General features: G+C 67.8%; 22 protein-coding genes and 2 tRNA genes. 7 read left to right on the top strand and 17 right to left on the bottom strand.

From position 1 onward, the window contains the following. Positions 1–5: 5 nt before the first annotated feature. Positions 6–1607 (top strand): protein kinase domain-containing protein, encoded by a 1602-nt coding sequence (locus ACYVKL_RS20825; RefSeq protein WP_379165393.1) that lies wholly within the window; start codon positions 6–8, stop codon positions 1605–1607. Then, positions 1604–3496 (top strand): Stk1 family PASTA domain-containing Ser/Thr kinase, encoded by a 1893-nt coding sequence (gene pknB, locus ACYVKL_RS20830; protein ID WP_379165394.1) that lies wholly within the window; start codon positions 1604–1606, stop codon positions 3494–3496. Before ACYVKL_RS20825 ends, pknB begins: the two co-directional genes overlap by 4 nt. 83 nt (positions 3497–3579) lie before the next feature. On the opposite strand, the gene ACYVKL_RS20835 is transcribed toward pknB, so the two are convergent. The 3 genes from ACYVKL_RS20835 to ACYVKL_RS20845 are packed head-to-tail and all read right to left on the bottom strand — an operon-like array spanning position 3580 to position 5352. After that, the gene (locus ACYVKL_RS20835) at positions 3580–4041 is read right to left on the bottom strand and encodes a cytidine/deoxycytidylate deaminase family protein (RefSeq protein WP_379165395.1); all 462 of its coding nucleotides are present in this window, start codon (positions 4039–4041) and stop codon (positions 3580–3582) included. Next, positions 4031–4714 (bottom strand): RibD family protein, encoded by a 684-nt coding sequence (locus ACYVKL_RS20840; protein ID WP_379165396.1) that lies wholly within the window; start codon positions 4712–4714, stop codon positions 4031–4033. The genes ACYVKL_RS20835 and ACYVKL_RS20840 overlap by 11 nt, the downstream gene beginning before the upstream one ends. Further along, a complete protein-coding gene (locus ACYVKL_RS20845; RefSeq protein WP_379165397.1) occupies positions 4711–5352 on the bottom strand; it encodes an aminodeoxychorismate/anthranilate synthase component II in 642 nt (213 codons plus the stop codon). Before ACYVKL_RS20845 ends, ACYVKL_RS20840 begins: the two co-directional genes overlap by 4 nt. Positions 5353–5501: 149 nt before the next feature. Between ACYVKL_RS20845 and crgA the strand changes: the two genes are divergently transcribed. Both crgA and ACYVKL_RS20855 read left to right on the top strand, forming a co-directional pair. Continuing rightward, positions 5502–5768, top strand: coding sequence for a cell division protein CrgA (gene crgA, locus ACYVKL_RS20850; RefSeq protein WP_213558678.1), 267 nt, complete (start codon positions 5502–5504; stop codon positions 5766–5768). A 107-nt stretch (positions 5769–5875) separates the two neighbouring features. Then, positions 5876–6319, top strand: coding sequence for a PH domain-containing protein (locus ACYVKL_RS20855; RefSeq protein ID WP_213558677.1), 444 nt, complete (start codon positions 5876–5878; stop codon positions 6317–6319). On the opposite strand, the gene ACYVKL_RS20860 is transcribed toward ACYVKL_RS20855, so the two are convergent. Next, the gene (locus ACYVKL_RS20860) at positions 6316–7185 is read right to left on the bottom strand and encodes a rhomboid family intramembrane serine protease (protein WP_379165398.1); all 870 of its coding nucleotides are present in this window, start codon (positions 7183–7185) and stop codon (positions 6316–6318) included. The genes ACYVKL_RS20855 and ACYVKL_RS20860 overlap by 4 nt on opposite strands. 22 nt (positions 7186–7207) lie before the next feature. Next, positions 7208–7783 (bottom strand): peptidylprolyl isomerase, encoded by a 576-nt coding sequence (locus ACYVKL_RS20865; protein ID WP_379165399.1) that lies wholly within the window; start codon positions 7781–7783, stop codon positions 7208–7210. A 92-nt stretch (positions 7784–7875) separates the two neighbouring features. Here ACYVKL_RS20865 and ACYVKL_RS20870 point away from each other — a divergent pair, with 92 nt between their 5' ends. Genes ACYVKL_RS20870 through ACYVKL_RS20880 form a run of 3 tightly spaced genes read left to right on the top strand, consistent with a single transcriptional unit; the run spans position 7876 to position 10235 of the window. Then, positions 7876–8145, top strand: coding sequence for a hypothetical protein (locus ACYVKL_RS20870; RefSeq protein ID WP_246598244.1), 270 nt, complete (start codon positions 7876–7878; stop codon positions 8143–8145). Between the two features lie 14 nt (positions 8146–8159). Further along, positions 8160–9998 carry a glutamine--fructose-6-phosphate transaminase (isomerizing) gene (gene glmS / locus ACYVKL_RS20875; RefSeq protein WP_379165400.1) on the top strand — a complete coding sequence of 613 codons (1839 nt, stop codon included), beginning with the start codon at positions 8160–8162 and terminating at the stop codon, positions 9996–9998. A gap of 54 nt (positions 9999–10052) precedes the next feature. Then, a complete protein-coding gene (locus tag ACYVKL_RS20880; RefSeq protein ID WP_213558672.1) occupies positions 10053–10235 on the top strand; it encodes a hypothetical protein in 183 nt (60 codons plus the stop codon). Positions 10236–10253: 18 nt separating this feature from the next. Here ACYVKL_RS20880 and ACYVKL_RS20885 read toward each other — a convergent pair whose 3' ends face one another. The 12 genes from ACYVKL_RS20885 to dnaN all read right to left on the bottom strand — a co-directional run bounded on the left by ACYVKL_RS20885 (position 10254) and on the right by dnaN (position 23307). Beyond that, positions 10254–11096 (bottom strand): ABC transporter permease, encoded by an 843-nt coding sequence (locus ACYVKL_RS20885; RefSeq protein WP_379165401.1) that lies wholly within the window; start codon positions 11094–11096, stop codon positions 10254–10256. Beyond that, the gene (locus ACYVKL_RS20890) at positions 11093–12082 is read right to left on the bottom strand and encodes an ATP-binding cassette domain-containing protein (RefSeq protein WP_379165402.1); all 990 of its coding nucleotides are present in this window, start codon (positions 12080–12082) and stop codon (positions 11093–11095) included. Before ACYVKL_RS20890 ends, ACYVKL_RS20885 begins: the two co-directional genes overlap by 4 nt. 387 nt (positions 12083–12469) lie before the next feature. Then, positions 12470–13495 (bottom strand): adenylate/guanylate cyclase domain-containing protein, encoded by a 1026-nt coding sequence (locus ACYVKL_RS20895; protein WP_357189613.1) that lies wholly within the window; start codon positions 13493–13495, stop codon positions 12470–12472. An 80-nt stretch (positions 13496–13575) separates the two neighbouring features. Continuing rightward, a complete protein-coding gene (locus tag ACYVKL_RS20900; RefSeq protein WP_213558669.1) occupies positions 13576–13683 on the bottom strand; it encodes a DLW-39 family protein in 108 nt (35 codons plus the stop codon). 77 nt (positions 13684–13760) lie between these two features. Then, positions 13761–13833, bottom strand: a tRNA-Ala gene (locus ACYVKL_RS20905). 30 nt (positions 13834–13863) lie between these two features. Next, positions 13864–13937 (bottom strand) — tRNA-Ile (locus tag ACYVKL_RS20910). A 152-nt stretch (positions 13938–14089) separates the two neighbouring features. After that, positions 14090–15019 (bottom strand): DUF3566 domain-containing protein, encoded by a 930-nt coding sequence (locus ACYVKL_RS20915; RefSeq protein ID WP_379165403.1) that lies wholly within the window; start codon positions 15017–15019, stop codon positions 14090–14092. Between the two features lie 90 nt (positions 15020–15109). Beyond that, positions 15110–17623 carry a DNA gyrase subunit A gene (gyrA, locus tag ACYVKL_RS20920; protein ID WP_213558667.1) on the bottom strand — a complete coding sequence of 838 codons (2514 nt, stop codon included), beginning with the start codon at positions 17621–17623 and terminating at the stop codon, positions 15110–15112. A gap of 78 nt (positions 17624–17701) precedes the next feature. Then, the gene (gene gyrB / locus ACYVKL_RS20925) at positions 17702–19744 is read right to left on the bottom strand and encodes a DNA topoisomerase (ATP-hydrolyzing) subunit B (protein ID WP_213558666.1); all 2043 of its coding nucleotides are present in this window, start codon (positions 19742–19744) and stop codon (positions 17702–17704) included. A gap of 422 nt (positions 19745–20166) precedes the next feature. Continuing rightward, positions 20167–20778 carry a DUF721 family protein gene (locus tag ACYVKL_RS20930; protein ID WP_379165404.1) on the bottom strand — a complete coding sequence of 204 codons (612 nt, stop codon included), beginning with the start codon at positions 20776–20778 and terminating at the stop codon, positions 20167–20169. Between the two features lie 101 nt (positions 20779–20879). After that, positions 20880–22067, bottom strand: coding sequence for a DNA replication/repair protein RecF (gene recF / locus ACYVKL_RS20935; RefSeq protein WP_379165405.1), 1188 nt, complete (start codon positions 22065–22067; stop codon positions 20880–20882). Positions 22068–22137: 70 nt separating this feature from the next. After that, positions 22138–23307, bottom strand: a complete 1170-nt coding sequence (dnaN, locus tag ACYVKL_RS20940) for a DNA polymerase III subunit beta (RefSeq protein ID WP_213558663.1) — start codon at positions 23305–23307, stop codon at positions 22138–22140. Positions 23308–23380: the final 73 nt, after the last annotated feature.

The following is a 23380-nucleotide window of genomic DNA, read 5'->3' on the forward strand; positions in this document are numbered from 1 at the left end:
CACGAATGCTGAACAACGGTGCGATGATCGCGGACCGGTACCGGCTGCAGCGGCTGATCGCCACCGGCGGCATGGGCCAGGTCTGGGAAGCGTTGGACACCCGGCTGGATCGCCGGGTGGCGGTGAAGGTCTTGAAGGCGGAGTTCTCCACCGACCCGACCTTCCGGCAGCGCTTCCGTACCGAGGCGCGGACCACCGCGCAGCTGAATCACCCCGGCATCGCGAGCATTTACGACTACGGCGAGACGCAGGATCCGTCCGGCGGCGAGATCGCCTATCTGGTCATGGAATTCGTGCAGGGTGAGCCGCTGAACGCGGTGCTGTCCCGGCTCAACCGGCTGTCGGTGGCGCAGGGTCTCGACATGCTGGAGCAGACCGGGCGCGCGCTGCAGGTGGCGCACCTCGCGGGCGTCGTGCACCGGGATGTGAAGCCGGGCAACATCCTGGTGACGCCGACGGGTCAGGTGAAGATCACCGACTTCGGTATCGCCAAGGCCGTCGACGCGTCCCCGGTGACCAAGACCGGCATGGTGATGGGCACCGCCCAGTACATCGCGCCGGAGCAGGCCACCGGTGAGGACGCCACCGCCGCCTCGGACGTGTACTCGCTCGGCGTGGTCGGCTACGAGGCGCTCGCGGGCGCGCGGCCGTTCACCGGCGACGGCGCGCTGACGGTCGCCATGAAGCATGTGCGGGAGGCCCCGCCGCCGCTGCCCGCCGACCTGCCGCCGAACGTGCGGGAGCTCATCGAGATCACCATGGCCAAGGAACCGGGCCAGCGCTACGCCAATGGCGGCGAGTTCGCCGACGCGGTGTCCGCGGTGCGTTCGGGCCGCCGGCCCACCCCGCCCGGCGGCATCCCGTCCGCGGCCATGACCGGCGCCACCCGGGTGCTGCCGCCCGGACCGACCATGATCATTCCGGGCGCGCGGGCCGACCAGGCCACCACCCGGTACGCGCCGCCGCCGCAGCCGATGCGCGGGCCGATGGAACCGCCCGCCGCCCAGACCACCGTCATGTCCGGACCCCGCACCCCGGTCGGCCCGATGACGGTCCCCGGGGCGGAGGAGACCGAGTCCGGTCGATTCACCAACGGGCAGAAGGTCGTCGCCGGACTCGGTGTCGGCGCGCTGATCCTGGGTGCGGGCGTCGCCATCATCCTGATGAGCAGTTCCTCGCACGACTCCACGCCGCCCGCCCGCACCAGCGCGGTGGTGGCGCCCCCGGTGATCACCCCGACCACCACCACGGCCCCGCCGACCACCACCACCCGGGAACGGCCGGTGCCGCCGCCCCCGGTGACCACCGTCGAGCCGGCGCCGACCACCACGGTCGAGCCGACCACGACGCCGCCGCCGGTGACCACCACGACGCCGCCCAAGACCACCACGCCGACCACCACCGCGGCGAAACCCACGACCACCACGCCCGGCCGGTGGCCGTGGCCCGGCCAGGGCGGCGGCGACCTACCATCGTTGCCAGTGACTCCCGGCGCGAATTCCGGCGGCGCGAATTCCGGCGGAGCGGTGAGTCCCGGCAGTGACCGCAGTCCGGTGTACGCACAGGACCCCAATTCATCCTCAGTCGCGCAGCAAGGATTGCCATGACGACCCCGAAGAACCTCTCCTCCCGCTACGAGCTGGGCGAGATCATCGGGTTCGGTGGCATGTCGGAGGTCCACAAGGCCCGAGATCTGCGACTGGGCCGGGATGTGGCGATCAAGGTGCTACGCGCCGACCTCGCCCGCGACCCCACGTTCTATCTGCGCTTCAAGCGTGAGGCGCAGAACGCGGCCGCCCTCAACCATCCGGCCATCGTCGCGGTGTACGACACCGGCGAAGCCGAGATCGACGGCGGGCCGCTGCCCTACATCGTGATGGAGTACGTCGACGGCGACACTCTGCGCGACCTGGTGCGCGGCAAGGGACCGCTGCCGCCGCGGCGGGCCATGGAGGTCATCGCCGATGTGTGTGCGGCGCTGGACTTCTCGCACCGCAACGGCATCGTGCACCGGGACATGAAGCCCGCCAACATCATGATCAACCGGGCCGGCGCGGTGAAGGTGATGGACTTCGGCATCGCCCGCGCCCTCGCCGACAGCTCCAACCCCATGACCCAGACGGCCGCCGTCATCGGCACCGCCCAGTACCTGTCCCCCGAGCAGGCCCGCGGCGAACAGGTGGACGCGCGCTCGGACGTGTACTCGGTGGGCTGCGTGCTCTACGAGATCCTCACCGGCGAACCGCCTTTCACCGGTGATTCCCCGGTCGCGGTCGCCTACCAGCATGTTCGTGAGGACCCGCGGCTGCCGTCGACCGTGTACGCGGGCGTGCCGCGCGAACTGGACTCGATCATCCTCAAGGCGATGAGCAAGAACCCGGCCAACCGGTATCAGACCGCGGCCGAGATGCGCGCCGACCTGATCCGGGTGCTGGGCGGGCAGAAGCCCACCGCGCCCGTGGTGATGACCGACGAGGATCGCCTCGACGACGAGCTGCCGCCGCCGCGCAGCTACCGCACCGTCGAACGCCGCGACGACACCACCGAACAGGAGATCGTCGAGGCGAGTCCGCGACGACGGACCGCACTACTCGGCATTCTCGCGGTGGCCGCGGTCGCCGTGGTCGGCCTGCTGCTGTGGCTCGTCGGTCCCGGGTCGCGAGCCGACCAGGTCGCGGTGCCCGATGTGGCCAATCAGAATTACCAATTGGCACAACGGGATCTGGAGAAGGCCGGTTTCACGGTCGCCATCCAGCAGAAGAACGATCCCAAGGTGGCGTTGAACAATGTCATCGCCACCCAACCGCTGGGCGGATCCCGGGTCGACAAGGGCAGCACCATCACGCTGCAGGTGTCGGCGGGCCCGTCGCAGGTGGCGGTGCCGAAACTGGCCGGTCTGACCCGGCAGCAGGCCGAACAGAACTTGAATTCGCAAGGGCTGCGCCTGAATCCGGACGTGAGACACGAGGCGTCCAGCGCCGACGACAAGGACAAGGTCGTCGCGCAGACCCCCGACGCCGGACAGAAGACCGACACCGACGGACAGGTCACCATCACCCTGGGTTCCGGCCCGGACAAGGTGGTGGTGCCCAATGTGGTCGGCCAGTCGATCGATGTCGCGCAGTCGACGCTGGGTGACACCGCCCTGTTCAAGGTCGTGGTCCAGGAGGTGCCGAGCAATCAGCCCAAGGGCACGGTCATCGCCACCAGCCCGTCCGCCGGTACGCAGGCCGACAAGGGTTCCACGGTGACCGTCCAGGTGTCGACCGGCGATCAGATCACCATGCCCGACCTGCGCGGTATGACCCCGGCCCAGGCCGTGGACATGCTGCGCAAGAGCGGCTGGAACGGGCAGGTCAACCAGAACACCATGAGCACGCTGAACGCGGGCGAGGTCGGGCGGATCCTGGCCCAGCAGCCGACCGCGGGTTCGTCGCTGGGCAAGACCCAGACGGTCACCATCACCACCGGCGTGCTGTCGCTCGGTCCCCCGTGATCGGGATTCCACTGTGAGAACAGGGGGTTCGCGGACGATCCGCGAACCCCCTGTTTTGTTTCATGTGAAACCTCGCGCGAAAACTACAGGCGCAGATGCCGGTTCATCGACATGGCCTCCTCGGCCAGATCCGGCAGCTCCACCACGTCGACGCCGTGCTCACGCAGCCGCTCCACGCCCACACAGTTGTCCACGAAGGTGGCGGGCTCACGCCAGGCGATGACCACGCGCCGGATCCCGGCCCGCAGAATGCGATCCGTGCACGGCAGCCGATCCTGACTCGCGCGCTGGGAACAGGGTTCCAGGGTGCTGTACAGAGTGGCGTGCCGCAGTCGCGGATCGTCGGCGGACAGCTTGTTCAGCGCCGACTCCTCCGCGTGCACCTTGTCGTCGGTCTCCCGGGACCAGCCGTGCTCGATCTCCACCCCGTCCGCGCCCACGATCACCGCGCCCACCGCGAAAGCGGTGTCGCTGTGCGGGCACAACCGGGCCAGGCCGATGGCGTGCCGCATCCAGCCGCGGTCCAGCCGTGCCTCATCCGACATCGGAATCCTCCTTCGGCAGGTAATGCAGCAGGGCGATATCACCGATCCGGGCCACATCGGCCAGCTGCATGCGGTGATTCGAGCCGCCCGGGAACTCGGCGGCCCCCAGGAAGCGCGGGGCAGCCGGGTCGCCGACCACCAAGGGCGCCACGGCCATCCAGATCTCGTCGACCAGACCGCCCGACAGGAAGGCCGTGTGGATGGAACCGCCGCCCTCGACCATGAGGCGTTCCAGGCCGCGTTTACCCAGGTCGTCGAGCAGGGCCGCGAAATCGATGGCCGCGCCGAGGGATACGACCTCGGCCCGGCCCGACAAGTGATCGCCGATCCGGGCGGCCCCGGCATCGGTGGTGTAGACCAGCCGCTCACCGCCGCTGTGCCAGAACCGCAGCTCCGGGTCGAGATCGCCGCCGGCGGTGACGATCACCCGCACCGGGTAGTCCGGCTTACCCGCGGCGACCCGTTGCAGGCGCCGGTCCGAGCTGTTGACCAGCAGCCGCGGATTGTCGCGGCGCAGGGTTTCCGCGCCGATCAGGATGGCGTCCGAGTCGGCGCGCAGGGCGTCGACCCGATCGAAATCGGCCGCGTTGGACAGCAACAGCCGATCCGGGCTCGCATCGTCGATATAGCCGTCGATGCTGACGGCCACCGACAGCATGACGTGCGGCCTCATGACGCGAGTGCCGCGACCTCCGCCTCCAAGGCCTGCACCAATCCCTCCGCCGGCCGTTCGCCGCAGACGCCCAGCCAGTTGGCGAGCATCCGGTGCCCGCCCTGGGTGAGCACGGATTCGGGATGGAACTGCACACCGTGGATGGGCAGATCGCGATGCCGCAGAGCCATGACGATGCCGGATTCGGTGCGGCCCAGCACCTCCAGCTCCGGCGGCATGGTCTCCTCGAGGACGGTCAGGGAGTGGTAGCGGGTGGCGGTGAACGGGTCCGGCAGACCGGCCAGCACGCCCGCGCCGATGTGGAAGACGGAGCTGGTCTTGCCGTGCAGCAGTTCGGGGGCGCGGGTCACGGTGGCGCCGAAGGCTTCTCCGATGGCCTGGTGACCCAGGCACACGCCGAGCAGCGGGGTGGCGTGCCGGGCGGCGGCGTGGACCAGCGGAATGCTCGCGCCGGCGCGGTCGGGGCTGCCGGGTCCGGGGCTGATCAGCACCCCGTCGAAGTCCTGCACGACCTGATCCACGTCCGCGAGCTGCGGGTCGTCATTGCGCCACACCTCGGCGTCCACACCCAGCTGTCCGAGATACTGAACCAGGTTGAACACGAAGCTGTCGTAGTTGTCGACGACCAGTACACGCATGATTCGAGAGTAGTTGGCGCGACCCGTGCCGTCGCACGCAATACCACCGAACCGTGTCGCCACAATCGCCCCGGCCCTCCCCGACGACACTTTCCACAGGGTTCCCGGGATAATGTCTACGCAGACAGAACGCCGAAAACGAGGACGTCATGCCTAAGTCAAAGGTCCGGAAGAAGACCGACTACACGATCAACCCGGCGAGCCGCACCCCCGTGCGGGTGAAGTCGGCTGGTCCGTCGCCGGTCTGGTACGTCGCCATCATGCTCGGCTTCATGCTCGCGGGCCTGGTCTGGCTGCTCGTCTACTACCTGGCCAACGAGCAGATCCACTGGATGAGCAACCTGGGTGCGTGGAACTTCCTGATCGGGTTCGGCCTCATGGTGGTCGGTCTGATCATGACCATGCGCTGGCGCTGAATGCCCCGCACGGGTGGCCCGCTCCCCCGGGAATGTGGCTTACACCATTGTCATTCATGCACACCTGTGGATGAGCCTGTGGACAACTCGAGGAAAGAGTGGGGACAGTGACCGCTACCGGCCCCGATTCCCGTCTCTCCTGGTCCACACCCCCGGCCGCGCTGGCGGCCTGCGGCATCGGCGGCCTGGTGCTGGCCGCGGCCGCGATCCTCTCGACCGACGGCCCCGGCCGCCTGCTCATCGGGATCGCCGCGCTGGGACTGCTCGGCCTCACCGGCCTGGGCCTGCGGCAACGGCCGCGGCTGGCGGTCGAACCCGGTGACCCCGTGCATGTCGTGGTGCGCGGCCTGACCGGGCCGCAGCGCTACACCCCCGAGCAGGTGCTGCGGGTCCGCGTGGTGCACTACCGGCGGCTGGGTCGCCGGATGCCGATGCTGGAGATGGATGTGGACCAGCACGGCGAGGAGAGGCTGATCATCTTCGGCCGCTGGGATCTGGGCACGCACCCCGAGGACGTCCTCGAGGTGCTGCAGGTCCACTTGGCGCGCTAGAGGCTGGGTGCGGCCACCGCGGTCACCAGGACCGCGGTCAGCGCCACCACCGCCACCGCGGCCCAGCCGACGGTCAGCGCGGTGCGGGTATCCCGAATTCCGAGCCAGCGCGGCAGATAGAGGATGCCGCCGGTGGCGACCGTGCCGGCCAGCAGCCCGCCCAGGTGTCCCCACACCGAGATGCCCGGCACCGAGAAGGTGATCACCAGGTTGATCCCCAGCAGCACCGCGATCTGGGTGAGGTTCTGCCGGGTGCGCAGCATGACCACCGCCACCGCGCCGAAGATCCCGAAGATCGCGCCCGACGCGCCCGCCGACGCCGTCAGCGGATCCGACAGCGCGGTGATCGCCGCCGAGCCGCCCAGCAGCGACACCAGGTAGACGGCCACGAAACGCGCCCGGCCCAGCGCCACCTCGCAGTAGGGGCCGAGCACGTAGAGCGCGAACATATTGGCCAGCAGGTGAATCGGCCCGTAGTGCAGGAAGCCCGACCCGAGCACCCGCAGCCAGCCGCCGCTCTCGCCGACGAAGCCGGGCACCAGCACCCAGTCGTAGAACAGTTGCGAACGCTTGTTGTCCATCACGCTGTGCGCCTGGACCGCGGTAACCGCGAAGACGATCACGTTGAGCGCGATCAGCGTGTACGTCACGAACGGTGGCGGTATCCGCGACACCGTGGTCCCGGCGGCATTGCGCACCGGCCGGACATCCTCACGGCCCTGCTGGACGCATTCCACGCAGTGCTGGCCGACCGCGGCCGCGGTGAGGCATTCGGGGCAGGCCGGACGCCCGCACCTGGTGCAGGCCAGACCGGTGGCCCGGTCGGGGTGGCGGTAGCAGGCGGGTGCGGGCGGCTGGGGCTGCATGTGAATCCTCTTCGACTGCCGTTCAGGCGATGGTCACGCTGTTGATCACCACATCGTCCTTGGGACGGTCGTTGCGGTCGGTCGAGATGGTGGCGATGGTGTCGACCACCTTGCGGGAATCGGGGTCCAGGACCTCGCCGAAGATGGTGTGCTTGCGGTTCAGGTGCGGCGCCGGACCCACGGTGATGAAGAACTGGGACCCGTTGGTGCCGGGCCCGGCGTTCGCCATGGCGAGCAGGTAGCCGCGGTCGAAGCGGAGTTCCGGGTGGAATTCGTCCTTGAACTCGAAGCCCGGGCCGCCGCGGCCGGTGCCGGTGGGGTCGCCGCCCTGGATCATGAAGCCGTCGATCACCCGGTGGAAGATCGAGCCGTCGTAGAACGGGCCGGAGTCGGTGCCGGCGGCGTTCTTCGCGCTGTACGGCTTGGAGCCGTCGGCCAGGCCGAGGAAGTTGCGGACCGTCATGGGGGCGTGGTTACCGAAGAGCGAGATCTTGATGTCGCCGTGGTTCGTGTGCAACGTCGCCACTGCGGTCTGGTTCGGTGAGGTCACGCCGCCAGGATAGGTGCAGGCCCGGTGGCGGCTCGGAACGGCACACATGAGTCCGCGAAATCCCCGCCAGGGTGTGATTCCCTGCCCGGATTCGGGCACAGAAGTGGCGGAAACGGCTCCGGCATGGCATGTTCGGTCGAGTGAATGACGGGGATCCGGTCGATCTGGTCCGCCATGTGGCGGCCTCCACCGGCCTGCCGCCCGCCGTCGCGGCCCGCGTGGTCGCCGACGTCGTCGGATACTTCGACGAGACCGCCGAGCAGTTCGTGCGCCGCAGACATGCCGAACTGCAGAGCCGTCAGGTCCGCAATGCCGAGATCTGGCAGCGCCTGGCGGCCGAGCTCGCGCAGCGCCGGGTCGCCGCCCCCGACTTCACCGAACGACAACTGCGTCGCATCGTCTACGGGTAGGAGTCCGACCGCAAATGTGTGGAATCGTCGGTTACATCGGGCATCGTGAAGCCGTCCCGGTCCTGCTGGAGGGCCTGCACCGGCTCGAGTACCGAGGCTACGACTCCGCGGGCCTGGCGGTGCCGCACCGCGGCCGGCTGCGCATCACCAAGACCCAGGGCCGGGTCCAGGACCTGCGCAACCGCGTCGACGCCGAGGCCGCCCGGCTGCGCGGCAATGTCGGCATCGCCCACACCCGCTGGGCCACCCACGGCGAACCCTCCGACGCCAACGCGCACCCGCACACCGACGGCTCCGGCCGGATCGCGGTCGTGCACAACGGCATCGTCGAGAACGCCGAGTTGCTGCGCGCCGCGCTGACCGCCGACGGCGTCGAATTCGTCTCCGACACCGACACCGAGGCCATCGCGCACCTGGTGGCCGCCGCCCTGGAGGGTTCGGAAACCCTCGAGGACGCGGTCCGCACCGCCATGCGCCGGGTCGAGGGCACCTACGGCCTGCTGGTGCTCGACGCCCGCCGCCCCGACGAACTGGTGGTGGCCCGCAACGGCTCCCCCATCGTGCTCGGCGTCGGCGACGGCGAGATGTTCGTGGCCTCGGATGTGGCCGCCCTGGTGCACCACACCCAGCGGGTGGTGTTCCTCGACGACGGCGAGCTGGCCACCGTGCGCGCCGACGAATTCCGCACCAGCACACTGGGTCTGGACGCCCGGCGCACCGACAAGACCCCGACCACCATCGACATGGCGGCCGAGGACTACGCGCTGGGCGGGTACCCCGACTTCATGCGCAAGGAGATGGCCGAACAGCCCGACGCCGTGCGCCGGGCCCTGCGCGGCCGGCTGGACGAACGCTTCGCCACCGCCCACCTGGGCGGCCTCAACATGGACGCGCGCGAACTGCGCGGCATCAGCAAAGTCGTGTTCCTGGGCTGCGGCTCGGCCTATTACGCGGGCCAGCTGGGCGCGCAGCTGGTCGAGGAACTGGCCCGGATTCCGGCCGTCGCCGAGCCCGCCTCGGAATTCCGCTACCGGAACCCGGTGGTGGACCCGGACGCGCTCTACGTGGCGATCAGCCAGTCGGGCGAGACCCTGGACACCCTGGCCGCCGTGCAGGAATTGCAGCGCAAGGGCGGCCGCGTCATCGGCGCGGTGAACGTGGTGGGCAGCGCCATCGCCCGGGAGTGCGGTGCGGGCGTGTTCCTGCACGCGGGCCCGGAGGTCTCGGTGGCCTCGACCAAGGCGCTCACCAACATGACGGTCTCCTTCGCCATGCTGGGCCTGCTGCTGGGCCGGGTGCGGGATCTGTCGGCCGCCGCGGGCGAGCGCATCGTGTCCGGGCTGCGCGCGCTGCCCGACGCCATCGACGCCGTGCTGGCCGACGAGGACGTGGTGGCCGATATCGCGTCCCAGTTCGCCAAGGCGCGCAGCATGTTCTTCATCGGCCGGGTGCGCGCGTGGCCGGTGGCTCGCGAGGGTGCGCAGAAGCTCAAGGAGATCTCCTACATCCACGCCGAGGCGTACCAGGGTTCCGAGCTCAAGCACGGACCGCTGGCGCTGATCGACGCCGAGATGCCGAGCATCGTGCTGGTCCCCGGTGACGAACTGCTGGCCAAGAACATCACCACCATCGAGCAGATCAAGGCGCGCGGCGGCCCGGTCATCGCGGTCACCAACACCGATCTGCCGGATGGGCTGGCGGACGCGGTGATTCGGGTCCCGGCGGTGTGCCCGGAACTGGACCCGATCATCCTCACGATTCCGTTGCAGTTGCTGGCCTATCACACGGCCATGGCGCTGGGCCGGGACGTGGACAAGCCGCGCAACCTGGCCAAGAGCGTTACCGTCGAGTAACCCCGAAGCGCCCCCGTCCGTGCACGAATTGCGTTGCTGTGCCAGCATGGTCGGATGGAGCTGGGGAGCGTTCGTAACAAGGTCATCGTGGCCGCCCTCGTCGCGATCGCGGGCGGTGTCATCGCGTTCTTCGTGAACAAGCGCCCGCAACCGCAGGCGCCGGCCGCCGAGCCGCCACGCCTGGGCTATTCACGCAACGGCTCGGCGCCCACACCGGATCTCACGGTGACTCGCTGACACTGCCGGTCGGGCGCGTCAGCGACTCACCGACCGCTGATACTGCTTCAGCGCCAGCGGCACGAAGACCGCGAGGATCGCGACGACCCACATCAGGGTCGTCGCGACCGGATGCCGCATGGGCCAGACGTCCGCGCTCGGCCCCATCGGGCTGGTATTGCCGAACAGGTCGCGCGTCGCCTGCGTCACCGCCGACACCGGATTCCATTCCGCCACAACACGCAACACCGTGGGCAGGTTCTGGGACGGCACGAAGGTGTTGGCGATGAAGGTGAGCGGGAAGATCACCATGAAGTTCGCGTTGTTGTACACCTCCGGCGCCCGCACGATCAGGCCGATCAAGGCCAGGATCCAGGACATCGCGTAGGCGAACAACAGCAGCAGGACATAGGCGAGTACGGCGTCGAGGAACGAGCCGCGAATCCGCCAGCCCACCACCAGCCCGGTCAGCGACATGACGACCAGGCTCACCACATTCATCACCATGTCCGCCACGGTGCGCCCGATCAGCACCGCCGACGGCGCCATGGGCAGCGAACGGAAGCGGTCGATGATGCCCTTCTGCATGTCCTCGGCCAGGCTCAGACCCGTGTAGGTGGCCCCGAACACCACGGTCTGGGCGAAGATGCCGGCGATCAGGAACTCGCGATAGGACGTGCCCTGCAAGGTGATCGCCGAACCGAAGACGTAGGCGAACAACAGCACGAACATGATCGGCGACAGGGTGGAGAACACCAGGACGTCGGGCACCCGCCGGATCTTGATGACATTGCGTTTGGTGACGGTGATGCTGTCGGTGACCACCATGGCCAGTCGCTGTGCGAGCGAAGGCTTTTCGGCGACCGCGAGCATGGCGCTCATCGGGCTCTCTCCTTCTCGTCGGCGGACCGGTTGCCGTTGATCAGCTCCTCGGCCTGGTGTCCGGTCAGGGTCAGGAACACGTCGTCGAGCGAGGGCCGGCGCAGACCCACGTCGTGGATCTGTATCCGGTGCTTGCCGAGCTGCCCGATCGCGTCCACCAGCGCCTGCGACCCTTCCGCGACCGGCACGATGATGCGGCGCAGTCCCGGCTCCAGCCGAATCTCGCCGTCCGCCAAGCCTTCCAGCGCCTGCCGCGCGATCTCCAGGTTGTCCACGTGATCGACGACCAGCTCGATGCGGTCGCCGCCGACCATGGCCTTGAGTTCGTCGGAGGTGCCCTCCGCGATGACCCGGCCGTGGTCGATGACGGCGATCGAGTCGGCCAGCCGGTCGGCCTCCTCCAAGTACTGAGTGGTCAGCAGCAGCGTGGTGCCGCCCGCCACCAGTTCCTCGATGACGTCCCAAAGATCCAGGCGCGCACGGGGATCCAGGCCGGTGGTGGGTTCGTCGAGGAACAGCACCGGCGGATTCGCGACCAGCGCGCCCGCCAGGTCCAAGCGCCGGCGCATACCGCCGGAGTAGCCCTTGACCGGCCGGTCGGCGGCGTCGGCGAGCCGGAAACGGTCCAGCAGCTCGCGCGCTCGCTCCTTACTGCGCCGCACCCCCATGTGATAGAGGCGGCCGACCATCTCCAAATTCTCGAAGCCGGTGAGGTATTCGTCGACGGCGGCGTACTGGCCGGAGGTGCCGATGCGGGAGCGCAGCAGCTGCGGGTCCTTCAGGACGTCCACTCCGGCGACGACGGCATGCCCGGCATCGGGGACCAACAGGGTGGTGAGCACCCGCACGGCCGTGGTCTTGCCGGCGCCGTTGGGGCCGAGCAGGGCTGTCACGGTGCCTTCGGGGACCGACAGGTCCAGGCCGTCGAGCGCGACCAGATGGCCGTACCTCTTGACCAGACCCTCGGCGACTATGGCGTCGGGCATACTTCTCCCTGTTGTCGTAGTTGGACTGCCGCAACAGCTCTGAACTGCACAGATGTGTCGAACACGAGTGGAGGATCCAGGCCAGTATGCCCGGATCGACGGAGTGAGTCATCCCGTTTTCACGGTGCGAGGGCGGGCGGGCGCGAGTCGTCCACCCCTCGAACCGAATTCGGCGAAGGATGCAATTCGGTCACACCCCCGCGTCTACCCCCCGATGACCGCGCGGAATCCTCGAAAAAATCTTTGAACCCGATGCCCCGATAGCCACACAATCCGAATTCGTCGCGTAGGATCGTTCCCGTCGGCCCCTCCCCCCCGGGCCGACCTTACGCGGGCCTCGGCTAACTCCCCCCCTTCGCCGAGGCCCGCCCCCATTCCCGGGGAAAGTCAGACCAGCGGCCGAATCTCGTTGCGGCGCAGCACATGCCCGTACAACCGGTTGATGCCCTTCACCCGCACCGTCGCCAGATGCCGCAGCGTGAAATCGGTGTCCGCCTCGATGGCCTCCGCCGCCCCGTCATCGACCAGCACCGTGCCCGGCCGGGCCACACCGGTGAGCCGCGCCGCGGTGTTCACCGTCGAGCCGTACAGGTCGCCGAAGCGCTGCAGCACCTCGCCGTAGGCGAGACCGATCCGCAGCTCCTGAGTGACACCGTGCGAGGCGATGGCGGCCTCCTGCACCGCGATCGCGATGCGCGCGCCGTCGGTCGCGGTGGCGGCCGCGAACATGACTTCGTCACCCACGTTCTTGATCACCCAGCCGCCGTTGGCCACGATGGCGTTGCTGGTGGCCGTCTCGAAGGCCTCCAGCAAGGCCGACAGCTCATCGGCCTCCAGATGGCGGGTCAGACGGGTGTAGCCCACCATGTCGGCGAATCCGACGGCCAGCGTGCGAATCGTGTCCGCGGCCACCGCTCCCGCGTCCAGCGACCGCGCCAGCGCGGCGTCCAGGTGCCGGCGGAACGCGTAGCGCTGCAACGTCTCGAACTCGGTCACCACCTCGTCGGTGGCGATCCGCGCGGCTTCCGTCGGATCGGTGTCCGGCTTCTCGCGGGTGATGGTCGCGATGCGATCCAGGATCTCCTCGGTCACCAGATCGACCTGCCACTCCGCCAGCCGCGCCATGGACCGGCCCAGCGTGCGCGCCGCGGTGGTCTGACGGTGCGTGTCGGCGGTGGCCAGCACGTGCAACTTGGCGAACGTCTGCGCGGCCTCGATATCGGAGTCGCTGTACTCCACCGCCTCGTCGTCCGGATCCGCCGGGAAGCCGAGCGCCACCCACAACCGCCGGGTGACGCTGTTGGGCAGCCCCGTCAGATCCGCCACCTGATGCCGGTTGTACCTGCGCGGTCCGCTCAGCAGATATGGCTCGACCACGGACTGCACCAGACGGGAGATCTCAGTGGACGCCATATCTCGACCTTACGACGGGAATCGAATGGAAAACCGCCGCTTGTTCCGTGTCACAGCGTTTTCCGGCGGGTCACGGCGTTTCAGCGAGTGGTGACCTCGTGCCAGAGATCGGCGTCATTGCGCTGCCGCAGCTTGCTGATTCCGAAGGCCACCGCGGCGATCGCCACGATCGTGAGCACGAATTTCATGAATCCCACACTACTGGAACCGAACCCGTCCCCGAACGACACAAGCCGCAGACCGGACTCGATCTGCGGCTTGATTGTGGAGCCTAGGGGAATCGAACCCCTAACCCCTGCCTTGCAAAGGCAGTGCTCTGCCAATTGAGCTAAGGCCCCTGGGAAGGCAGTTCGTTCTTTACCTGTGGGTGGGCCTAGGAGGACTTGAACCTCCGACCTCTTCGTTATCAGCGAAGCGCTCTAACCGCCTGAGCTATAGGCCCTTAGTGGGTGTTCGAAGTGTGTGACTCGAACGAGGCAGAAGATTACCGTACCTCGGCGCGGATAACCAAAACGGCCGGTCAGCGGCCTGCAAGAGGCAGGGCTGACCGGCCGTCGCGGCGGATCGAAACAGCGGGTTCGACGCCGACTCCGCCTAGTCCGGATCGGACAGGGTGACCTGGATGCCGCCCACCAGATCGGTGCACTGGTTGTAGACGAACACGCCGACCGTGGACAGCGCGGTCAGCAGCACCACATTGATCAGGCCGATCACACCGGCATAGCCGAAGACCGTGCCCGCGTCGATCAGCGCCGAACTGGAGTTGTCGGACACCATGTCGGTGAAGGTGGAGTTCAGGCGCTCCCAGACGCCCATGCCCTCCAGCACCAGGTACAGCAGGCCGACCGCCAGCATCCACACGAAGAACATGGCCACGCTGATCACCAGCGAGATCTTCAGCGTGGACCACGGGTCGATGTGGCGCAGCTGCACGGTGGCGCGCAGCGGCTCACCGGTGGCCGCGGCCTGCGCCACCGCCGCGGGGGCGGACGGCGACACCGGACCGGCCGGCGCGATCGGGTCCGGCGGCGGCAGCGGGTGCCGCAACTCGGACAGATCCGGCAGATCCTTGACCAGTTCCGGGCGGGCGATGCTGCGGGTCGGTCCGTCGATGCCGACGGACTTCACCATGGCCGCCTCCTTGCGCGCCGCCTTGGCCGCCAGGTCGGCGGTGGTGCGGGCATTGGAGACGCCGGCGTTCAGGCCGCCGCCACCGGCCAGGCCGCCACCGCCGAGGCTCGGGTTGGTACCCGGCCGACCGGCCGTCGGGGACTGGCCCGGACGGTACAGGTTGGACTGCGGCTCCCGTTGCGGCAGCTGCGACCAGCCCTCCGCGAAGGGCGAACCGCCCTGCCCGTCCGCCGCCTGGGGCGCGGCGGACGCCGCGTCGGCCGCGGGGGCCTCGGCGGCCGAATCACCGGATTTGTCCGACAATTCGGAATTCTGCGGCGCGCCGCCGTCCTGGCCGCCCGGACGCGGAATAGGCCGCGGCGGAATCGGGGACGGGGCAATTCTCTCGGTCACGCCATTGGCATGACCGCGCTGGTCATTCGGCTGATTCGTGGTCAATGGTGAATCCTTCGATCCGTTTGTGCCGCCGCTGCTGTGGTGAAACTACTGCTTCGCCGAACCGCTGGTGTCATCTTCGACAAGCTGGTCGGGCTCATCCGCGTTCCGAGCGATCGCGAGCAAAGTATCGCCCTCACCCAGGTTCATCAACCGGACGCCCTTGGTTTGACGACCCGCCTTTCGAACCTGGTGCGCCAGCGTGCGAATGACACCGCCGCCCGAGGTGATCGCGTACAGCTCGTCGTCGTCATTGACGATGAGCGCACCGACAAGACTGCCACGCTTCTCGTCGTACTGAATCGTCAGCACGCCCTTGCCGCCGCGACCCTGCGCCGTGTACTCGTCGATGGCCGTGCGCTTGGAGTACCCGCCCGCCGTCGCGACAAGCAGATAAATGCCCTCCGCGTCACGAACCACGTTGAGCGACAACAGCTCGTCGTCGGCGTTGAAGCGCATGCCCTGCACGCCGGAGGTGGCGCGGCCCATCGGGCGCAGCACCTCGTCATTGGCGTTGAACCGGATGGACTGGCCGTGCGCCGACACCAGGAGCAGATCGTCGTCGGCCGAACACAGTGCCGCGCCGACCAATTCGTCCTCATCGCGCAGATTGACCGCCACGATGCCGCCGGTCCGGTTCGAGTCGAAGTCGGTCAGCTTGGACTTCTTCACCAGACCCTTGCGGGTGGCCAGCACCAGGTACGGCGCGTCCTCGTACGACTTCAGCTGAATGACCTGGGCGATCTTCTCGTCCGGCTGGAACGCCAGCAGGTTCGCCACGTGCTGGCCGCGCGCGGTGCGGTTGGCCTCGGGCAGCTCGTACGCCTTGGCCCGGTACACCCGGCCCTTGTTGGTGAAGAACAGCAGCCAGTCGTGGGTCGAGGTGATGAAGAAGTGCTTGACGATGTCGTCCTGCTTGAGACCCGCGCCCTGCACGCCCTTGCCGCCGCGCTTCTGCGAACGGTAGAGGTCGGTCTTGGTGCGCTTGGCGTAGCCGGTCTCGGTGATCGTCACGACCACGTCCTCGCGGGCGATCAGATCCTCGTCCTGCACGTCGCCGTCGGCCGCGATGATCTTGGTGCGGCGGTCGTCGCCGTACTTGTCGACGATCTCCGCCAATTCGTCACGGACGATGGCGCGCTGCCGCTCCGGCTTGGCCAGAATGTCGTTCAAATCGGCGATCTCGGCCTCGATCTTGGCCAACTCGTCGAGAATCTTCTGCCGCTCCAACGCCGACAGACGACGCAGCTGCATGTCCAGGATCGCGGTCGCCTGGATCTCGTCGATCTCCAGCAACTGCATCAGGCCGGTACGCGCGGTCTCGGTGTCGGCCGAACGGCGGATCAAGGCGATGACCTTGTCCAGCTGATCCAGCGCCTTCACCAGACCGCGCAGGATGTGAGCCCGCTCCTCCGCCTTGCGCAGCAGGTAGCGGGTGCGCCGGATGATGACTTCCAACTGGTGGTTCACGTACAGCCGGATCATCTGATCCAGGCGCAGCGTGCGCGGCACCTTGTCGACGATCGACAGCATGTTGCAGCCGAAGGAGGTCTGCAACTGGGTGTGCTTGTAGAGGTTGTTCAGCACCACCTTGGCGATGGCGTCGCGCTTCACGGTCACCACGATGCGCATACCGACACGGTCGGAGGACTCGTCGTGGATGTCGGAGACACCCGCGATCTTGCCGTCCTTCACCTGCTCCGCGATGGCATTGATGAAGTTGTCGGTATTGACCTGGTACGGCAGCTCGGTGATGACGATCGTGGTGCGACCGCGGCTGTCCTCCTCGATCTCCACGACACCGCGCATCCGGACCGAACCGCGGCCGGTGGTGTAGGCGTCGTGGATGCCCTGGGTGCCCACGATCAGGCCCGCGGTCGGGAAGTCCGGACCCTTCACCCGCTCGATGCACGCGGCGAGAGTGGCCTCCTCGTCCGCGTCGTGATTGTCCAGCGCCCAGTAGATGGCCTCGGCCAGCTCGTTCAGGTTGTGTGGCGGGATATTCGTCGCCATACCGACGGCGATGCCGTTGGAACCGTTCATGAGCAGGGCGGGCACCCGGCTCGGCAGGACGGTCGGCTCCTGCGTCTTACCGTCGTAGTTCGGGACGAAATCGACCGTCTCGTGGTCGATCTCGCGCAGCATCTCCATCGCCAGCGGCGTCAGGCGGCACTCCGTGTAACGCATGGCGGCCGCGCCGTCATTACCGCGCGAACCGAAGTTGCCCTGCCCGTCGACCAGCGGATACCGCAGCGCCCACGGCTGCGCCATACGCACCAAGGTGTCGTAAATGGCCGTGTCACCGTGCGGGTGATAGTTACCCATGGTGTCGGCGACCGGGCGCGCGGACTTCACATAGCCGCGGTCGGGCCGATACCCGTTGTCGTACATCGCGTACAGGATGCGCCGATGCACCGGCTTCATGCCGTCGCGCACCTCGGGCAGCGCACGGCCGACGATCACGCTCATGGCGTAGTCGATGTAGGAGTTCTGCATCTCCTGCTGGATGTCGACCGGCTCGATGCGGTCGCCACCCGAGGGCGGAAGCGAAGTCTCAGTCATGAATAGGTCTCCGTCAGAAGTGTTGGGTGGTCCTCGCGGCGCGCAGCAGAGGCCCCGAAGGGCCTCCGCTGTCGCGAATTACACGTCGAGGAACCGGACGTCCTTGGCGTTCCGAGTGATGAAGCTGCGGCGAGCCTCCACGTCCTCACCCATCAGGATGGAGAACAGCTCATCGGCCGCGGCAGCGTCGTCGAGGGTGACCAGACGCAGCACCCGCACGCTCGGGTCCATGGTGGTCTCCCACAGCTCCTTCGGGTTCATCTCACCGAGACCCTTGTAGCGCTGGATGCCGTCGTCCTTGTTGATCTTCTTGCCGGCCGCCAGGCCCCGCTCCAGCAGCCCGTCGCGCTCGCGGTCGGAGTAGGCGAACTCCGGCTCGGAACGCTGCCACTTCAGCTTGTACAGCGGCGGCATGGCCAGATACACGTGACCGTGCTCCACCAGCGGGCGCATGAAGCGGAACAGCAGGGTGAGCAGCAGCGTCGAGATGTGCTGGCCGTCCACGTCGGCGTCGGCCATCAGCACGATCTTGTGATAGCGCAGCTTGGCGATATCGAACTCGTCGTGGATACCGGTGCCGAACGCCGTGATGATGGACTGCACTTCGGTGTTCTTCAGCACGCGGTCGATGCGCGCCTTCTCGACATTGATGATCTTGCCGCGCAGCGGCAGGATCGCCTGGTACATCGAGTCGCGGCCGGACTTGGCCGAGCCACCGGCGGAGTCACCCTCCACGATGTAGATCTCGGACTTGCTCGGATCCTTGGAACGGCAGTCGGCCAGCTTGCCCGGCAGGCCACCCAGATCGGTGGCGGACTTGCGCCGCACCAGCTCTCGCGCCTTGCGCGCGGCGACCCGGGCCTGCGCCGACGAGACCGCCTTCTGCACAATGGTCTTCGCGTCGGCCGGATTGGCCTCGAACCAGTGCGAGATGTGCTCGTTGCAGGTGCGCTGCACGAACGACTTCACCTCGGTATTGCCGAGCTTGGTCTTGGTCTGGCCCTCGAACTGCGGGTCGGCGATCTTGACGCTCACGATGGCGGCGAGACCCTCACGGATGTCGTCACCGGTGAGGTTGCCTTCCTTCTCCTTGAGCAGCTTCTTGTCCTTCGCGTACTTGTTCACCACCGTGGTGAGCGCTGCGCGGAAGCCCTCCTCGTGCGTACCACCCTCATGGGTGTTGATGGTGTTGGCGAAGGTGTGGACAGACTCGGAGTAACCCGAGTTCCACTGCATCGCGACCTCGACCTCGTGGCCGGTGCCCTTACCGGTGAACCCGACGATCGAGTTGTGGATCGGCGTCTTGGTCCGGTTGATGTGCTTGACGTAATCCTCGAGCCCACCCGGGTAGTGGTAGGTGCGGGTCTTCACCTTGGGCTCAGCGGCCGGCGTGTTCTCGTCGAGATGCTTGGGCGCCTCGGCGGTTTCGCTGACGACCTCGTCGACGATGTCGTTCTCGGCCACCCGCTGATCGGTCAGCGTGATGGTCAGGCCCTTGTTCAGGAACGCCATCTCCTGCAGGCGGCGCGCGACCGTCTCGAAGCTGAAGGTGGTGGTCTCGAAGATGTTCGGGTCCGGCCAGAACTTGATGGTGGTACCGGTGCGCTTGGTCGCATTGCCCTGGACCAGCTTGCCCGGCTTGGAGTCCTTGTACTCCTGGGTCCAGTGGTATCCGTCGGTGTCCACATCGGCCTGCAGCCGGGTGGACAGCGCGTTCACCACCGAGATGCCGACACCGTGCAGACCACCCGACACCGCATACGATTCGCCGTCGAACTTGCCGCCCGCGTGCAGCTGGGTCATGACCACCTCGATGGTGGGCACACCCTGAGCGTGCATCGCGACCGGGATACCGCGGCCGTCGTCGACCACCTCGACGCCGCCGTCGGCCAGCAGGGTCACATCGACCCGCGAGGCGTATCCGGCCATCGCCTCGTCGACCGAGTTGTCGACGACCTCCCAGATCAGGTGGTGCAAGCCGCGCTCACCGGTGGAACCGATGTACATACCGGGGCGCTTGCGTACCGCCTCGAGGCCCTCGAGGACGGTGATGGAGGCGGCACCGTACGACGTCGGCGTGCCTGACTTGGGCTGGGTCGAGCCGTCTGCGTTGGAGTCCATGGCAGCCACTGGTCGGTAGCTCTCCTTACTTGCTGATCCTCCCGGCACAGTGCGGTGGCACACGTGAGGCCCTCAGACACTGTCTGCTCGAGCGCCAGACTGCGTCTGCTCGAGAATTACGGGGGCCCACGCGCGGGCGCTGCGGAACGCGCCGGGAGGTATCGCCGCTAGTTACTCCCCCATCCTACTGGTACGACCGACAGAGAACCCACCTATGACACCCCTGAGTGGGCCGTAGGGTCATGAAATCGACCAGCGATATGACGGGTTGTGGGTGTGGGGGGTTCCGGGAGCTTCAGCGGGCGATGCGCGGGCGACTCCGTCACCGTTTGCGCGAGGGTTCACCGCGATCTTCCGACGTTCCACGTGAAACCAGCGCGCCGACGCCGGGATTCGGGGGCCGGGCGGCGAAGATGCGCGGCCTACCCGTACGTGTCGCGCGGGCCCCGGCCCTTGATGTGCCGCTCGCCCTTGCGCCAGCTCGGCGCGGTCGGACCATTGATCTTGAGCTGCTTGACCACGCCGTTCCCGACCGCCGCGGCGATCTTCGCCAGGATTTGGGACTGGAACATGCGCAGCTGGGTCGCCCAAGCCGTGGACTCCGCTTGAATGCTCAGCACGCCGTTCTCCAGTGAGATCGGCTGGGCATGGGAGGCGATATCCTCCCCCACCACGGCCGCCCAGCGGCCGAACACCGTGCCCTCGGCAACCTTGGCCGACCAGCCGCGTCCCTTCGCCAACTGCATCGTCAGCGCGGCGAACGCCTGCGGATCCCGATCGTCGGGACCCGCACCCGACCAGCTTCTGCGACCCCCTCGAAGTGCCCGGATGCCGCCCTTGCGCGGCGCGGCCGGCGAGGCCCGCCCCTGCCCCACCGACTTCCCTGCCGCCCGCGCGGCGGCACGCGCCTCCTCGAGCGCGCGCCGAGCCAAGTCGACCCCGCGCAACTCCGGCTCGGGGCCGGCCGCACCGGAATTCGGGGTGCGGTCGCCACCGGCAGCGCCAGGAATGTTCGTGTCCGGCGACTCAGCCATCCACAACTCCTTCCACACCTGGGAATCCCGATGATCACCTTCGGTTCGTCACGTGATTCTGCCGCATGCCACCGACGACTCGGCGATTCCGCCCGCCCGACTCACTCGGTGGTATCCGACTCCGCGATCCGGGAAGCTCGCAGGTCCGCCTCCCCGGTGGTCTCCACCCGCAGCGGCGCGGCCTCGAGTTCCGGCGGCACATCCTCGGGGACGGCGGCGGTGATCAACACCTGCTCCGCACTCGCGGCCACCGTCGCCAGCGCACTGCGGCGACGGCGATCCAGTTCCGCGAACACGTCATCGAGGATCAGCACCGGATCGGTTCCGGCCGAACGCAACAACTCGAACGCCCCGAGCCGCAACGCCAGCGCGAACGACCAGGACTCGCCGTGACTGGCGAAACCCTTCGCCGGCGCCGAACCGAGCATCAACTCCAGATCGTCACGGTGCGGACCGACCAGGCACACCCCGCGCTCCAGCTCCTTGGGACGCGCGGCGGCCAACTCCCGCAACAGGATCGCCTCGAGCGCCTCCTCGTCATCGTCCTGTGGAGAACGCGCCGAATCGAGAAACTCCGGCGGCAGGCTGGAGCTGCGGTAACCGATTGCCGCGGGCCGGGATTCGGGCGCGATATCCGAATAAGCCTGTGCAAGATGTGGATAAAGGTCGTGGACAAGTCGGAGCCGGTGCGCCAGCAGCACCGCGCCGTGCGCCGCCAGATGCCCGTCCCACACGTCGAGGGTGCCCAGCTCCGCGCCCCGCGCACCCGAACGGGCATTGCGCCCGGCCGTTTTCAACAACGCCGACCGCTGCCGCAGCACCTTCTCGTAATCCGCGCGCACCCCGGCCAGCCGCGGCAACCGGGCCGTGGCCAGCTCGTCCAGAAACTTCCGCCGCTCCCCCGGATCCCCGCGCACCAGCGACAGATCCTCCGGAGCGAACAGCACCGTCTGGAGGATCCCCAGGATCTCCCGCGGCCGCCGCACCGGTGAGCGATTGATCTGGGCCCGATTCGCCGTGCCCTGATTCAGCTCCATGTCGACCCGCAACTCGCGACCGGTGTTCACCACCGTCGCACCGATCCGGGCCTTCTGAGCGCCCAGACGGATCAGCGGAGCATCGGCCGCCACCCGATGTGAGCCCAGTGTGGACAAATATCCGATGGCCTCGATCAGGTTGGTCTTGCCATTCCCGTTGGAACCCAGAAAAACCGTTCCACCAGGCGAAAGCTCGAGTTCGGCGGCCTCCCAGGACCGGAAATCGCGCAGCGACAGCGCACGCACGTGCATCCGGTCAGTCCACCATCCCCGCGTTTTTCACAGGTTTGTCAACACTGTGCACAGGTGTGTCGTTCCCCGATCAGCCCGGCAACCGCACCGGCATCAACAGGTAGATGTAGCTCCCGGCCAGCGCCGCGAACGCACCCGACTCCAGCTGCGCGGGCTCCTCCTCCGGCGCCGGCAGGAACACCGCCGGACGGCTGGGAGTGGTGAAGCCGAAGGTCACCCGGTCCGAATGCGCGGCGGACAGGCCGTCGAGCAGGTAACCGGGGTTGAAGGCGATGGTCAGCGGCTCACCGCGGAAGTCGGCCACCAGCCACTCCTCGGCGCGACCGGCGTCGTCGCCACCGGCGGAGAGCAGCAGGCCCTCCTCGGAGAACTCCAGCCGCACCTGGGCGCCGCGCTCGGCCACCAGGGCCACACGCTTGATGGCCTCGGTCAGCGAGTTCACCGCGAGGGTCGCGATCGAGGTGTGCTCCTTGGGGAGCAACTGACGGAACTTGGGGAATTCCGCGTCGAGCAGGCGGGTGGTGGTGCGGCGGCCGCCGTTCACGATGCCCAGCAGGCCGTCGGTGCCGGTACCGAACGCCAACTGCACCGGCTGATCGGACGCGCCGAGCGTCTTCGCGGACTCGGACAGGGTGCGAGCCGGGACCAGCACCGCGGTCTCCACATCCGCACGGCCCGGCTGCCACTCCAGTTCACGCACAGCGAGCCGGAAACGGTCGGTGGCGGCCAGGACCACCTTCGGGCCCTCGATCTCCACCCGGATGCCCGTGAGCATGGGGAGGGTGTCGTCACGGCCGGCGGCCACGGCCACCTGGGAGACGGCCTCGGAGAACAGATCCACGGCGAGCTCACCGGTCTGCGGCGGGAGCTCGGGAAGCTGGGGATAGTCCTCGACCGGCATGGTCGGTAGCGAGAACTTGGCGCTGCCACAGGCGATCAGCACGCGGGTGCCGTCCACCGACACGTCCACCGGCTTGTTGGACAGCGCCTTGGTGATATCGGCCAGCAAGCGGCCCGACACCAGGACCTGGCCCGGACCTGCGACCTCGGCGGCCACCCGCATCTGCGCGGAGACCTCGTAGTCGAAACCGGAGACCGTCAGGCCGTCTTCGTCAGCCACGAGGAGTACGCCACCGAGCACGGGAACCGGAGGCCGCGACGGCAGGCTGCGGGCCACCCAGGCTACGGATTCTGCGAAGTCCTCGCGGGCGACCCGAAACTTCATGCTTGCAAGCTCCATCGCCCGGCCTGTCCTCTCCACTGGGGGTCGTTCGGATCTCGAAACGGTAATCGGCAGTCTCGCACACGGGGCC

The sequence above is a fragment of the Nocardia tengchongensis genome, assembly GCF_054781395.1.